We start from the raw sequence: 14,251 nt of genomic DNA on the forward strand, positions 1-14,251 counted from the left end.
GACGATCCGTCCGGAAACCACCGGCCCGCGGCCGCGCGCACGGAGCCGGAACTGTCAGGCGGGGACGTGCCAGACCTGGTTGGCGGCGCCGTTGCAGTCCCAGATGCCGAGCTGGTTGCCGTTGGTGGTGGAGAAGCCCAGATCGTCCAGGCAGCGGCCGGACACCGGATTGAGGATCGAGCCGTCCGCCCGCACCCGCCACTGCTGGGCGCCGGTGCCGTTGCAGGTGTACAGCTGGACCTTGGTGCCGTTGGCCGTCGCCCCGCCGGCGACATCCAGGCACCGGTTGAAGGCCCGGACCGTGCCGTCCTCGGCGATCTTCCACTTCTGGGCGTTGCTGCCGTTGCAGTCCCAGATCTGCACCGGGGTGCGGTCGGCGCTGCTGGCGCCCTTCACGTCCACGCACTTGTCCGCGTACCCGGTGATCGGGCCGACCGGACCGGTCGGGATCAGCTCGCCGTAGTGGATGAAGGGGAACACGACGGTCTCGGTGAGGGCGCACGGGGCGTACGCGGTGCCGTCGCCGACCTTCAGGGGGCTGGAGGTGCCCCGGGTGGTCCGCTCGGTGTGGGTGGGGTTCCAGTACTCGCAGGTGGCGATGACGGCCCAGCTCTGCCGCGGATCGATCCCGGTACAGGTGCCCGCCGCATTGTTGATCGAGGGGACGACATAGGCCTGGCAGCCGGCCGCGGCCGGGGCCGCGACGACGGTCAGCGGGGCCGGGGCCGGGGCCGCGACGGCCGGTGCGCAGAGCGAGGCGGCCGCGCCGAGGACGGCGGCGGCGGAGAGCAGGGCGGAGGTGCGACGCATCGAGGGGTTCCTTCCGTGGCCGGTGGCTCGAATCGGTCAACCCGCCTGCCCCGACGTCGATCTGACGGTCCGACAGGCCAGGGCGGGTCGCCCGTCAGCCTCCACGATCGACCGTCCACCGTCAACGCGTCATGGCCTGGTTCCAGCCCGGAAGGCCCTCGACGCCCCCGGAGCCGCCCGAGCCGCCGGAAGCACATGCGAACGGCCCGGCTCCCCCTCGAAGGGGAGCCGGGCCGTCGGGAGCCGGGTCGGTCAGTCGCCCTGGCGGCGCTGACGACCGGTGCCGTAGTTGGAGCCGGACTGGGAGCCGCTGCCCGGCTTCGCCCGCCCGGAGGAGCGGCCGATGAAGCCGGCCGCCTGGCGCGACGCGCCGCCCTGCCCGCCGCCCGCGGCGCCGGTGCGCTGCTTGGGCCGGGGCCGGCGCGGGTTGCCGTTCATGTCGACGTCGGTCGGCAGCCCGGAGCGCTTGCCGGAGCGTCGGCGCGGGGAGGCGCTCTTCCCGGCGCCCCCGCCCTCGCCGGCGGCCTGGACCGGCGCGGCCGGGGCGGGCACGGCCACGGTGACCGGCACGCCGCTCGGGGTGCGGGCACCGGTGATCCGGGTGAGCTCGACGTCGCCCGGGCGGATCTTCGTGGTGGTGGGACGGATCCCGGCCACCGTCAGCAGCCGGCTGACCTCGCGCCGCTGGTCCGGCAGGACGAGCGTGACGACGGTGCCGGACTCGCCGGCCCGGGCGGTGCGGCCGCCGCGGTGCAGGTAGTCCTTGTGGTCGATCGGCGGATCGACGTTGACGACCAGGTCGAGGCCGTCGATGTGGATGCCGCGGGCCGCGACGTTGGTGGCGATCAGCGCGGTGACGTGGCCGTCGCGGAACTGGTCGAGCACCCGGTTGCGCTGCGGCTGGGACTTGCCGCCGTGCAGGGCGGCGGCCTTCACGCCGTTGGCCAGCAGCTGCTTGGCGAGCCGGTCCGCGCCGTGCTTGGTGTGCACGAACATGATCACGCGCCCCTCGCGGGAGGCGATGTGGGCGGTGGTGGACGCCTTGTCCGCCGGGTCCAGCTGGAGCAGGTGGTGGTCCATGGTGGTGACCGCGCCGGCCGAGGGGTCGACCGAGTGGGTCACCGGGTCGGTCAGGAAGCGCTTGACCAGCCGGTCGACGTTGCGGTCCAGGGTGGCGGAGAAGAGCATCCGCTGCCCGCCCTCGGCGACCTGCTCCAGCAGCTTGGTGACCTGCGGCAGGAAGCCCATGTCGGCCATCTGGTCGGCCTCGTCGAGCACGGTGATCGCGACGTCGGAGAGGTTGACGTCGCCGCGCCCGATCAGGTCGTCCAGTCGGCCGGGGGTGGCGACCAGGACCTCGGCGCCGCGTCGCACCGCGTTGGCCTGCCGGGTGATCGACATGCCGCCGACGACGGTGGCGATCCGCAGGTTGACGGCGGTGGCGTACGGGGTGAGGGCCTCGGTGACCTGCTGGGCCAGCTCGCGGGTGGGCGTCAGCACCAGCGCCAGCGGGTGGCGGGCGTCGGCGCGGCGGCCGGCGGTGCGCGCGAGCAGCGACAGGCCGAAGGCGAGGGTCTTGCCGGAGCCGGTGCGGCCGCGGCCGAGCACGTCGCGCCCGGCGATCGAGTCGGGGAGGGTGGCGGCCTGGATCGGGAACGGCTCGGTGACGCCCTGGCGGGTCAGCGTGCTCAGGATGCCCTTGGGGAGCTCCAGCTCCGCGAAGCTCGCCGCCGGCGGGCGGGCCGGGGTGCCCTCGACCACGGCGAAGTCGGCGGGCTCGGCGACCCGGGGGGCGTTGCGGCGCGGGGGCCGGGAGGAGGCGCCGGTGCGCGGGGCACCCGTACGCGGGGCGCCGCCGGTGCGGGGGGCACCACCGGTGCGGGGCTTGCGGGAACGACCGCCGTCGCGGTGCGGCTGGGCAGGGGTGGTCACAGGATCTCCGTCCAAAGCGTGACAGCCCCGGGTGAGGGGCTGGTCCGGCCGTCGGAAAGGAGTTCGCCGCCCCGGCCGTTCGGCGGCATGAGCGAGGGCCCGCACCGTGCGGTGCGGGCCCTCGCTACGCGAAATCGCGCGTCAGCGGAGGCTGACGTCAGCCGATGACGCGGATGTTCTCGGCCTGCGGGCCCTTCTGGCCCTGGGTGACGTCGAACTCGACCTTCTGGCCCTCGAGCAGCTCACGGAAACCCTGAGCCGTGATGTTCGAGTAGTGGGCGAACACGTCCGGGCCGCCAGTCTCCTGCTCGATGAAGCCGAAGCCCTTTTCGCTGTTGAACCACTTCACGGTGCCGGTAGCCATAACCGTCTCCTCTAACTGGGGCATCGGAGCCCACACCTCGTGGACCCCAAGTAGCCGCGATCCCCATCCGGAGGCTGAAACACCGGACAAAACAAATGCGCCTGTTGGTTGGTACCAGCAGGCGCACACATACGTTCATGGGAACCAAAACTGCAACTGATACGACTCTAGCACGTCCGCACCCCGATTGACCGGGGAGTTTCTGCCGCACAGATCACGTTTGCCGGATCGGCGGAACGGGCAAACGGCGCCCGCCGCGAGGGCGGGCGCCGTCCGTGTCAGCGCTGGTGGGAAAGGCGGTCAGCGCCGCCCGGCCGACTCCGGCAGACCGTGGGCGCTGGGCGCGCCCGCCGCCGGAACGGCCTCGCCGTGACCACCGGTGGCGTCGCCGCCGTGACCGGGCCACCAGGCCGCCTTGCCGACCAGCGCGGTGAGCGCCGGCGTGAAGAACATCGCCATCACGAAGGCCGCCAGGGCGATGCCGAAGGCCATGCCGAAGCCGAACTCCAGCATGAAGATGTTGCCCGCGAGCATGAAGGTCGCGAACGACACCGCCAGGATGAAGCCGGCCGCCGCGACGGTCGGGCCGCCGTGGCGCACGGCCTCGCGGGCCGCCTCGCGCGGGGAGCGGCCCGCGCGGGCCTCCTCGCGCAGTCGGGCGATGATCAGGATGTTGTAGTCGGTCCCGATCGCCACCACGAAGAGGTAGATCAGGATCGGCAGCATGAACATCATGCCGTGCTCGCCCTTGATGTTCTGGAACAGCAGGGTCGAGGAGCCGAGGGTCGCGGTGAAGCCGAGGCCCACCGAGGCCATCAGGTACCAGGGGGCGACCACGCTGCGCAGCTGGAGGGCCAGGATCAGCAGGATCAGCAGACCCGCGATCGGGAACACCAGCTTGTAGTCGTGGGACATCGCCAGGTTGATGTCCTTGTAGATCGCGGAGATGCCGCCGACCTTCGCCTCGGTGCCGGACGGCGCCTCGGCGTGGGCGACCTTGCGCAGCTCGGTGACCGTGTCGATCGCGTCGTTGCTGGACGGCTCGTTCTTGAGCAGGACGGTGAAGTCCGCCGTCGCGCCGTCCTTGCTGAGCTGCGGCGTCGCGGGGGCCTCGGCGACGCCGGGGACGGCCGCGAGCTTGGCGGCGAAACCGCCGAACGAGCCCTGGTCGAGCTTCGCCCCGCCGTCGACCGTCAGGTAGACGTGCGTCGGGTCCGCGGCACCGGCCGAGAAGCCGTTGACCAGCTTGTCCTGGACGACCATCGACTCCGCGGTCTTGGGCATGGAGCTGCCCGCGAGGTCGAAGGTGCCGTTGTAACCGAGGGCACCGGCGGTCAGGGCCAGCAGCACGCCGCCGGAGGCGACGGCCACCAGGGCCGGCTTCTTCTCGACGACGCGGCCGAGGGCGGCGAACCGGGCGTCGCTCGGCTCGTGCATCCACTTCTTGCCGGGCCAGAACACACCGCGGGCCGGGATGACCGTGAGCACGGCCGGCACCAGGGTGAGCGAGGAGAAGGCGGTGACGACGACCGCGATGGCCAGCGCCGGGCCGAGCGCCTTGAACATGCCGAGGCTGGAGAGGATCAGCACCGCGAAGGCGACGGTGACCGCGCCGGCCGCGGAGGCGATGGCCTCGCCGACCCGGCCGACGGCGTTGACCACGGCCTCCTGCCGGGTGTCGCCCGCCCGCAGCCGCTCGCGGTAGCGGAAGGCGAGGAACAGGAAGTAGTCGGTGCCGACACCGAGCACGACGACGATCAGGATCGCCGACAGCACCGGGGTGGACTTCAGGTCGAACGCCTTGGTGGCGTAGGCGATCAGGCCGTTCGCGGTCGGCATCGCGATCATCAGCGAGAGCAGCACCGGCAGGAGGCCGGCCAGCACGCTGCGGAAGATCAGGCCGACGATGATCGCGACCAGGAGGACGCTGCTGATGGCGATGACGGCGTCGGCCGCGCCGGAGGACTCCTTCTGGTCCAGCTGCTGGGCGGCCTGGCCGCCGAGCTGGTACTTCAGGTCGGTGCCCTCGGCGAGCTTCTTGCCCTCGTCACGGACCGACTTGGCGACCTCGCCGAACTTCTCCGAGTTCTGGGTGGTCTTGTCGATGGCGATCGGCGCCAGGGCGTACTTGCCGTCCTTGGAGGTCGTCTGGTCGCTGACCGGGACGATCTGCTCGACGTGCTCGATCTTCTTGTCGGTGAGGCCCTGGACGATCTTCGCCACGGCGGCCTTGTCGGCGGCCGTCAGCGGGGCGCCGTCGTTGCGCTCGAACAGGGCGAGCGCGGAGGGCGTGAAGTTCGCCGGGAACGCCTTCTCCTGCAACTGCGCGGCCTGGATGGACTCGTAGTGCTTGGGGAGGAATGCGGCCTCGTCGGTCTGGGCCGTGATCTTCGGGGCCGAGACGGCGATGGCGATCATCGCGACGACCCACGCCGCGATCACCCACCAGGCGCGACGGACGACAAAATGTCCTAGTCGGTGGAACATGCTCGTGATGCCTCCTGGGCATGGTTCACCGCAGCCCTCGGGGGACGGGACGTCGGGCGACGGATCGGATCGGCCCGACGTGTGCGGGGCACAGGTCTAGCCGGTCGGCAGGTAAGTACTCAGAGGGACTCATCCTACGGTCACTTGCTAGCCGACCGGCAAGCAGTTTTCCCCGTGACCCCGTTGCCGCAGTCCGACCCCCTCGGGGACGCCGCAAAGTGTCCCCGGGCCATTTTCGCGTGCGGAGGACCGGCTTGCCCTCGTACTCGGGGTGGAGACGGCTCCCCCTCAGGGTGGAGCTTGCTCCCCTCACCCCAGGAGGAGATATCAGGGTTGCCGGGTAGGGAAAACCCCACCCCACCCCCGAGGAAGACCACAGGGAGCACTCCCCCGCCAGCCGGATACCCCGTCAGCAGCCGCTTCCCTAGTGTCGATCACGGCGCCGGACCGCACCCTGCGCCCCACTCCGGCGGCCGACCACCGCCGCACACCCGGCCCGCGCCCGCCACCGGCGCCGGCCGCTCTTCCAGGGGGAACCGTGAAGACCAAGCCCGGCATGGCCGCCGCCATGGGCGCCTGGAGCGCCCGGCACAGAAAGACCGCCGTCTTCGGCTGGCTGCTGTTCGTCGTCCTCGCCACCTTCCTCGGCGGCCTGCACGGCAGCACCCAGGTCGACGAGGCCGAGGCGATGCCCGGCCAGGTCTCCCGGGCCGCCCAGATCCTCGACCGGGCCGGACTCAAGTCCCCCTCCACCGAGACCGTCCTGATCCAGAGCACCGACCGGACCGCCGACTCCCCCGCCTTCCGCGCCGTCGTCGACCAGGTGATCGCCGGGGTCAACGGCACCGGCAAGGCCGGCGACGTCCGCTCCCCGTACGACACCAGGGCCGTCTCCGCCGACGGCCGCTCCGCGCTCGTCCAGCTCACCGTGCGGGGCGACCACGAGGAGGCCACCGCGAACGTCGGCGCCGTGGTCGACGCCGTCGCCGCCGTCCAGAAGCAGCACCCCGACCTCACCGTGGTCGAACTCGGCGACGCCAGCTCCGGCAAGTGGATGGACGAACAGTTCGCCGACGACTTCGCCCGTGCCGAGTGGACGGCCGTCCCGCTCGCCCTCGGCATCCTGCTGGTCGCCTTCGGCGCGCTGGTCGCCGCCGTCCTGCCCGTCCTGCTCGCGATCACCGCCTTCGTCGCGGCCGGCGGACTCGTCGCCCTCAGCAGCGGGCTCCTGCACACCAGCAACAGCGCCAGCTCGGTGATGCTGCTGGTCGGCCTCGCCGTCGGCGTCGACTACTGCCTCTTCTACCTGCGCCGCGAACGCGAGGAGCGGGCCGCCGGACGCGACCTCGACACCGCGCTGCGGATCGCCGCCGCCACCAGCGGCCGGGCCGTGCTGGTCTCCGGCGTCACCGTGGTGATCGCCATGGCCGGCATGTTCCTCACCGGCATCGCCGAGTTCAAGGCCATGGCGTACGCCACCATCGTGGTCGTCGTCACCGCCGTGCTCGGCTCGCTCACCGTGCTGCCCGCACTGCTCTCGATGCTCGGCGACCGGGTCGACAAGGGCCGGGTGCCCTTCCTGCGCCGACTGCGCCGCCCCGACGCCGCCACCACCGGCGGCCGGTTCTGGAACGCCGTGCTCACCCCGGTGCTGCGCCGCCCGCTGGCCGCCGCCGCCCTGTCCGGCGCCGTCCTGATCGCCCTGGCCGCGCCGCTGCTCACCATGCACACCGCCAACCTGACCTTCCAGCAGCAGCTGCCCAAGGGCAACGAGCTGGTCGCCGTCTCGCAGAAGATCGAGGCGGCCTTCCCCGGCAGCCCCGCGCCCGCCTCCGTGGTGATCAAGGCCACCGACATCGACTCCCCCGCGATGACCGCCGCGATCGCCGACCTCAAGGCCCGCGCCCTGGCCTCCGGCCGGATGCACGGACCGGTCGACGTCACCGTCCACCCCGAGCAGAACGTCGCCACCGTCGACATCCCGCTCAACGGCAGCGGCAACGACGCGGTCAGCAACGCCGCCCTGCGCACCCTGCGCGAGGACCTCGTGCCCGCCACCGTGCTCGCGGTGCCCGGCACCGAGGCCCCGGTCACCGGCCGCACCGCCGGCTCCTACGACTTCAACGCCAAGATGACCGGCTCGATGCCGGTGGTCTTCGGCTTCGTGGTGGCCTTCGCCTTCCTGCTCATGCTCACCTCCTTCCGCTCGCTGGCCGTCGCCGGGACCGCCGTGGTGCTCAACCTGCTCTCGGTCGGCGCGGCGTACGGGGTGCTGACCCTGGTCTTCCAGCACGGTGTCGGGGCCTCGCTGCTCGGCACCGCGGGCGTCGGCGCGGTCGAGTCCTGGGTGCCGCTGTTCCTCTTCGTGATCCTCTTCGGCCTCTCGATGGACTACCACGTCTTCGTGGTCTCCCGGATCAAGGAGGGCCGCGACCGGGGCCTGCCCACCCGGGCCGCGATCGCCCACGGCATCCGCTCCACGGCCGGGGTGGTCACCAGCGCGGCCGTGATCATGGTGGCGGTCTTCGCGGTCTTCGGCACCCTCTCCATGCAGGCCATGAAGCAGATGGGCGTCGGCCTCGCGGTCGCGGTGCTGATCGACGCGACGATCATCCGCGCGGTGCTGCTGCCCTCGGTGATGACCCTGCTCGACGAGCGCAACTGGTACCTGCCGCGCTGGCTCGCCTGGCTGCCCGACTTCTCCCACGGCGAGAGCGTCCCGCCGCTCGGGACCGGTGCCCCGCTCGCCCCGCCCGCCACCGGCGCTGCCGCCACCGCCGAACCGCACGTCCCGCAGGCCCGGCACCGCCGGATCGGGGTCTGACCCTTCCCCGCCGGGCCCCCGGGCCCGCAGACCCCGGACACCCGCCGGGCCCCGCGTCGCGCGGGGCCCGGCACCCGTTTGCCAGAATGATCGCCCGTCCTCACCCGGCTGTCACGAAGGAAACCGACCCTCATGCTCCGCTTCGACGAGGGGCGGGCGCGGCTGCTGCTCGCCCGTGCCTGCGAGTCCGCCGGCCTGCCCGACCCGGCCGACGCCCGGCTGCTCGCCCTCGGCGAGAACGCCGTCTTCGACCTCGGCGACCCGGCCGTGGTCGCCAAGGTCGGCCGCGCGCCCGAACTGCGCGACCGGGCCCGCCGCGAACTCGCCGTCGCCGACTGGCTGGCCGGCCACGGCGTCCCGGTGGTCCGCCCCTACGACGCGGTGCCGGACGGGCCGAGGCTCGCCGACGGACACCCGGTCACCTTCTGGCACCGGCTCGCCCCCGCCGAGCGGCCCGCCCGCCCGGTGGACCTCGCCCCGCTGCTGCACGCCGTGCACCGGCTGCCCGACCCGCCGTTCGCCCTCGGCCGCCGCGACCTGCTCGCCCCCGTCGAACGCTGGCTCGCCTCCGCCGAGGGCCACGTCGACCCGGCCGACGTCGACTTCCTGCGCGACCGCCGGGACTCCTTCACCACCGCGGCGGCCGAGCTCGTCCCGCACCTGCCGACCGGGGTGATCCACGGCGACGCGCTGCCGCGCAACGTCCACGTCGGCCCGGACGGGCCCGTCCTGCTCGACCTGGAGTTCGTCGCGCACGACCTGCGCGAGCACGACCTGGTGGTGCTCGCGCTCAGCCACGACCGGTACGGCGTGCCGGACGAGGAGTACCGGGAGTTCACCGGGGCGTACGGCTGGGACGTGCGCGAGTGGCCCGGCTTCGCGGTGCTGCGCGGGGCCAGGGAGACCGCCAGCGCCTCCTGGGTCGCCCAGCAGGCCCCGGGCAACCCGGCGGCCCTGGCCGAGTTCCGCCGTCGGGTCGACTCGCTGCGGACGGGCGCGACCGAGGTGCGCTGGTACCCGTTCTGACAGCCGCTCTCCGGCAGCCGCTCTCCCACACCCGCTCCGACCGCGCACCGGGCGGCCGTGCCGACGGCCGCCCGGACGCCGGAACTCCCGTACGCCCGTTCACCGGTAGGCCCTAGACTCCGCGCCATGGCCACCGCCAACGCCAACGCCGACGTCACCGACGGCCGCCCCGCAGCCGGTCCCGGTCCCCGCCTCGGCCGCGCCCGGGTCGTCGGACTCCTGGTGATCGCCCCCTTCACCGCGGCCGCCGGGTGGCTCACCGCCACCGGCCTCGTCCGGGCGCTCGCCACCGACGCCTGCGGGGCCGAACGGCACTGCGCCGCACCGCCCACCGTCGGCCTGCTCGTCACCGGCCCCCTGCTCTGGCTGGCCGCCCTGGTGGCCGCCGCCAGCACCGCCCACGGCGACGCCCCCACCACGGAGCCCTCGGCCACCTCCGACCGGGGCGTCCTGCTCGGCTGCCTGGCCGTCGGCCTGCTCGGCGCGGCCCTCGCCAGGGGCACCTCCCGGCCCTGGCTGCTCGCGCCCGTCCTCCCGCTCGCCCTGCTCACCGCCGCCCTGGACCGGCGCGGCGCCCGCCGCTGGCGGGCCCACCGGCTGGCGGCCGCGGAGCAGGACCGGCTGGAGCGGGAGGGCATCACCGTCCCGGCCCGGATCACCCACGTCGTCACCACCGGGGCGACCTACAACGACGACCCCGAGCTGCGCGTCACCGTCGGGTTCCGCGACGCCGACGGCGCCGACCGCACGGCCACCACCGTCGACACCTTCCCGCTGCACTTCCCCCCGCGCCCCGGCGACCGGGCCGAAGTCCGCTACCACCCCGCCGATCCGGAGAACCTCCGCGTCACCCTCGCCGCCCCCACCACCTCCCCGCAGGACGGCGACGTGGTCGGCGCCCTCGAACGCCTCGCCGCCCTGCACCACGAGGGCGCCCTCGACGCCGCCGAGTTCGCCGCCGCCAAGGCCCTGCTGCTGACGGGCGACTCCTCCGTACCGGTCCACCCGCCGTATCCCCCGCAGGACGCCGTCGTTCACCCGCGCGTTCGTCCGGGGGCGGACGAACGGCGCTAGGGTCCGCGCAATGACGAACGCGCGCAGAGTGGGCGGAGCCCGGAAGTTCCTCGTGCTGGTGCTCGGCCTCCTCACCGCCCTCGGCGGCTGGACCCTCGGCACGGGCTGGATCCGCTCGGTCGACCACGCGGCCTGCCGCCCGGAGGCGAGCTGCGACGGCACCCTCACCGCGTCGGCCCTCGTCGGTGGCGTGTACCTGTGTCTGCTCGGTCTGTTCAGCGCCCTCGTCCTGGCCGAGAAGCGCGAACCCGAGAAGCCCCAGCGCCTGCCGCTCGGGGCGGCCTCGGCGGGAGCGGTCTCCCTGGCCCTCCTCGGCGCCGCCCTCGGCAATGGTTCGGCGCACCCCTGGCTGTTCGCGGTGGCCGCGGCGTTCGGGCTGCTCACCGTGGTCGCGGGGGTCCGCGGCGAGCGGCGGATCCGGCGCGAGAACCGGGACCACCTGCGCGAGCTCACCCTCGCCGCGCGACTGCACGCCGGCGGCGTCACCGTCACCGGCACGGTCACCGAGGTCGCGTACGTCGGCCGCGAGCAGCGCGGCCGCGGCACCGGGCCGCACCGACTGCGGCTCACGGTCCGCTACCCCGGTCCGGACGGCCGGTCGTGCACCCTCACCCACGCCGGGCGGTACCCGGTCTACGCCCTGCCGGCCGTCGGCGGCGAGGTGACCGTCCGCCACGATCCGCTGGACCCGTCGGCCGCGGTGGTCCCCGTCACCGGTGCGGTCGGCACCCGGTCGCCCGGCAACGAGCTCGCCCTCCTCGCCGCCCTGCACCGCGAGGGCGCCCTCGACGCCGCCGAGTTCGCCGCCGCCAAGGCCCTGCTGCTGCGGACCGGGCTCAGCGCAGGGGCCAGCGGGGGTCTATGACCGCCTCCGGGTCCTTGGCCCGGCGGAGCCAGGCCTGGAGGTCCTCGGCCCAGGCCCGGTGCCAGTCGACCTGCCGGGCGTGGAGCTCGGCCACCGGGACGGCGCCGACCTGCTCGGGGTAGCGCTCGGCGAGGGCGACCGCGACCCGGACCGCGGCGAGGGCGTCACTGCCCGCCTCGTGGGCGTCGGTCAGCTCGACCCCGTACACCTCGCAGACCCGCTGCAGGGTCCGCGAGCCCTTGCGGTACTTGTCCACCGCGCGGTCGATCACCAGGGCGTCGAGCACCGGCACGACCGGCCCGCCGAGCCGCTCGGCCAGCGCCGGCAGCCCGTGCCGGCGCAGCTCGGCGTCGAGCATCGACAGGTCGAACGGGGCGTTGAACGCCACCACCGCCCGCCCCTCGGCGAGCCGCGCGCACAGCGCGGCGGCTATCTCGTCCACCGCCTCCTTGGCGGGCCGCCCCTTGGCCCGCGCCAGGTCGTCCCCGATCCCGTGGATCGCCGCCGCCTCGGCGGGGATCGGCACCCCCGGGTCGAGCAGCCACCCGGTGGCATCCAGCCGGCGGTCCCCGACGGTGTCCACGAGGGCGGCCGTGACAATCCGGTCCACGGCCGGGTCGGTACCCGTGGTCTCCAGGTCGAAGCCGACCAGTGGCTGCTGCCACCAGCTCATAGGAATGCGTCCTTCCGTCCTCCACTCGAACAGCCCCTATCATCACCCGCCCCTCCGACAATCCGGCCCCTGGGTCCTCGCCGCACGACCACCGGAGCCTCACAGAACCATCCCGCGGTAGTACTCGTCATACCGAATGAGTAGTCTCGGTCTGACAGAAAGTATTCAAGGGTGGGCCTTCGGGGGACGGCTCGGCCCTGTCCGCGCATGTCGCTCCGGGGGGAGACGTATGGCCGACGTCAGGGTCAGTACAGGCGAGCTGGACGCCTCCGCGAATCTCGCGGGCACCCTCGCCCAGGAATTCGAGAGTCCGGTCCGTACCGCGCTGACCGCGACCACCGCGGCCTCCGGCCGGCTCACCGGCTGGTCGATCGCGGGCGGGCTCCAGCAACTCGGGGCCGACTGGGCCGCGCCGCTGGCCGCCGTCCGCCAACGCATCGCGGACACCTCCACGAAGCTCCGTGCCAACGCCGCGGCACACGCGAACACCGAGCAGGCCGTCGCCGGCACCTGGAGCAAGCCGCAGGAGCCGAAGTGACCGGCGGGTACGAGCTGCTGCTGAAGTTCGACCCCCAGGTGCCCCGCGACGCCGCAAAGGGCTGGAAGGCGCTCGCCCACGCGGCCGAGAGCACCGGCAACCGCCACCGCAACCAGGTCAACGGACCCCTCCACGCCCACTGGACGGGCTCCGACGCCAACTCCGCGTTCGAGTTCATGGCTCTCACCGAGCAGCAACTGGACGTGATCAAGGTGGAGGCCGAGGCCGTCGCGCTGACGCTGAACACGGTCGCCGACCGGATGTACCAGGCGCAGACCAATCTGACGAACGCCGTCCACCGTGCCCAGGACTCCGGCCTCGTCGTCTCGGCCGACGGTGTCGTCGGGCTGCCGCCCGAGGAGGCCGGGGAGCACAACGACCCTGACGCGCAGGCGGCGCGCCGGACCCTCACGGGCCTCAAGGGCGAGCTCCAGGCGCGGATCGACGCCGCCCTGAAGGACGCCCAGCGGGCGAGCGACCAGGGCAACACCGCACTCGGCCGCCTCGGCGCCGACATCCTCTCCCCCGAACGCGCGAGCGGCGCCCTCGCGGAGACCCGAACGGACGCCGCTGACGTCATGAAGGACCTCGGCCTGGCCGACGCCTACATTCCCGACGGCAAGGACCCGAAGCAGAACGCCGACTGGTGGAAGGGCCTGTCGACGGACCAGCAGGAGACCTACCTGGCGCTGAACGCCGCGAAGATCGGAAACCTGGACGGTTTGCCCGCCGTCGCGCGCGACGAGGCGAACCGCCTCGTCCTGGACCAGAAACTCGACGCGCTGGAGACCGGAACCCCTGCGTCCTTCGGCCTTTCTCAGCAGGCCTACGACCAGCGCGTGGCCGCCCTCCGGTCCATCAAGGGCAAGCTGGCGGAGACCGCCGACGCCCGGGACGAGGAGCACCGGATGTTCCTCCTGGGCATCGACCCCGAGGCGTACGCCGGCGACGGCCGCGCGATCGTCGCCACCGGCAACCCGGACAAGGCCACGCACACGGCCGTGTTCGTGCCGGGGACGAACACGGAGTTCGCCGGCGTGCCGGGGCAGATCGACCGGATCAGGCAGTTGCAGCGGATCGCCAAGGGCCACGCGAACGCCGGTGAGACCGTTTCGGTGATCTCCTACCTCGGCTACGACACCCCGGAGAGCATTCCGAAGGCGGCCAACCCGCGGCGGGGGATCGACGGCGCCGAGGACATGCGGCGCTTCTCGGACGGACTCCGGGTCTCCCACGGGGAACCCAAGAGTCATGTCACCTATATCGCCCACAGCTACGGCAGTTACGCCGTGGGCGTCGCGGCCAGCGGCGGCGACGGACTGCACGCCGACGACATCGTCACCCTCGGCAGCCCTGGTATGGGTGTCGACAACGCCAAGCAACTGCACATCGACCCGAACCACGTCTGGATCTCGGAGGCCGAGGACGACATGACGCGCTTCGCGGGTGGGCTGACCCTGGGCCCCGGCCCGCACACCATCGGGTTCGGCGGCAACAACCTCTACACCGACACCTCCGGCCACGGCGGCTACTGGGACGACAAATCCGACAGCCTCCACAACCAAGGAAAGATCATCGTCCAGCAGCCGCCGAAGGTGGAACCCAAGGAGATCAATATCGGAGGGTTCATCCCCCTCTGGCATTGAGCCCGCTCCGGA

The 14,251-nt window shown here is 72.9% G+C and carries 11 protein-coding genes; 6 read left to right on the forward strand and 5 right to left on the reverse strand.

The window, feature by feature from the left end:
• Positions 1-54 precede the first annotated feature (54 nt).
• The 4 genes from ACW14Y_RS12555 to ACW14Y_RS12570 all read right to left on the reverse strand — a co-directional run bounded on the left by ACW14Y_RS12555 (position 55) and on the right by ACW14Y_RS12570 (position 5,593).
• Entirely contained in the window at positions 55-810 is a 756-nt protein-coding gene (locus ACW14Y_RS12555) for a ricin-type beta-trefoil lectin domain protein (RefSeq protein WP_456986774.1), read from the reverse strand.
• Between the two features lie 252 nt (positions 811-1,062).
• Entirely contained in the window at positions 1,063-2,742 is a 1,680-nt protein-coding gene (locus ACW14Y_RS12560; RefSeq protein WP_456986775.1) for a DEAD/DEAH box helicase, read from the reverse strand.
• 157 nt (positions 2,743-2,899) lie between these two features.
• The gene (locus ACW14Y_RS12565; protein ID WP_030391310.1) at positions 2,900-3,106 is read right to left on the reverse strand and encodes a cold-shock protein; all 207 of its coding nucleotides are present in this window, start codon (positions 3,104-3,106) and stop codon (positions 2,900-2,902) included.
• A 300-nt stretch (positions 3,107-3,406) separates the two neighbouring features.
• Positions 3,407-5,593: an MMPL family transporter gene (locus tag ACW14Y_RS12570; protein ID WP_380307746.1), complete on the reverse strand. Its 2,187-nt coding sequence runs from the start codon at positions 5,591-5,593 to the stop codon at positions 3,407-3,409.
• Between the two features lie 556 nt (positions 5,594-6,149).
• Between ACW14Y_RS12570 and ACW14Y_RS12575 the strand changes: the two genes are divergently transcribed.
• From ACW14Y_RS12575 to ACW14Y_RS12590, 4 genes are all read left to right on the forward strand, one after another.
• A complete protein-coding gene (locus tag ACW14Y_RS12575) occupies positions 6,150-8,417 on the forward strand; it encodes an MMPL family transporter (RefSeq protein ID WP_456988144.1) in 2,268 nt (755 codons plus the stop codon).
• Positions 8,418-8,549: 132 nt separating this feature from the next.
• Positions 8,550-9,443 carry a phosphotransferase enzyme family protein gene (locus ACW14Y_RS12580; RefSeq protein ID WP_380307744.1) on the forward strand — a complete coding sequence of 298 codons (894 nt, stop codon included), beginning with the start codon at positions 8,550-8,552 and terminating at the stop codon, positions 9,441-9,443.
• A gap of 126 nt (positions 9,444-9,569) precedes the next feature.
• Complete coding sequence (locus ACW14Y_RS12585) at positions 9,570-10,517, forward strand: DUF3592 domain-containing protein (protein WP_456986776.1); 948 nt, start codon at positions 9,570-9,572, stop codon at positions 10,515-10,517.
• 10 nt (positions 10,518-10,527) lie between these two features.
• Positions 10,528-11,382: a hypothetical protein gene (locus ACW14Y_RS12590; protein ID WP_456986777.1), complete on the forward strand. Its 855-nt coding sequence runs from the start codon at positions 10,528-10,530 to the stop codon at positions 11,380-11,382.
• On the opposite strand, the gene ACW14Y_RS12595 is transcribed toward ACW14Y_RS12590, so the two are convergent.
• Entirely contained in the window at positions 11,354-12,055 is a 702-nt protein-coding gene (locus tag ACW14Y_RS12595; protein WP_266310699.1) for an exonuclease domain-containing protein, read from the reverse strand. The genes ACW14Y_RS12590 and ACW14Y_RS12595 overlap by 29 nt on opposite strands.
• A gap of 229 nt (positions 12,056-12,284) precedes the next feature.
• Here ACW14Y_RS12595 and ACW14Y_RS12600 point away from each other — a divergent pair, with 229 nt between their 5' ends.
• Together ACW14Y_RS12600 and ACW14Y_RS12605 are read left to right on the forward strand one after the other, a co-directional pair.
• On the forward strand, positions 12,285-12,593 hold the full coding sequence (locus ACW14Y_RS12600) for a hypothetical protein (RefSeq protein ID WP_456986778.1): 309 nt from the start codon (positions 12,285-12,287) through the stop codon (positions 12,591-12,593).
• On the forward strand, positions 12,590-14,239 hold the full coding sequence (locus ACW14Y_RS12605) for an alpha/beta hydrolase (protein ID WP_456986779.1): 1,650 nt from the start codon (positions 12,590-12,592) through the stop codon (positions 14,237-14,239). Before ACW14Y_RS12600 ends, ACW14Y_RS12605 begins: the two co-directional genes overlap by 4 nt.
• The last annotated feature ends 12 nt before the right edge of the window (positions 14,240-14,251 follow it).

The sequence above is a fragment of the Kitasatospora sp. cg17-2 genome (assembly GCF_054031055.1).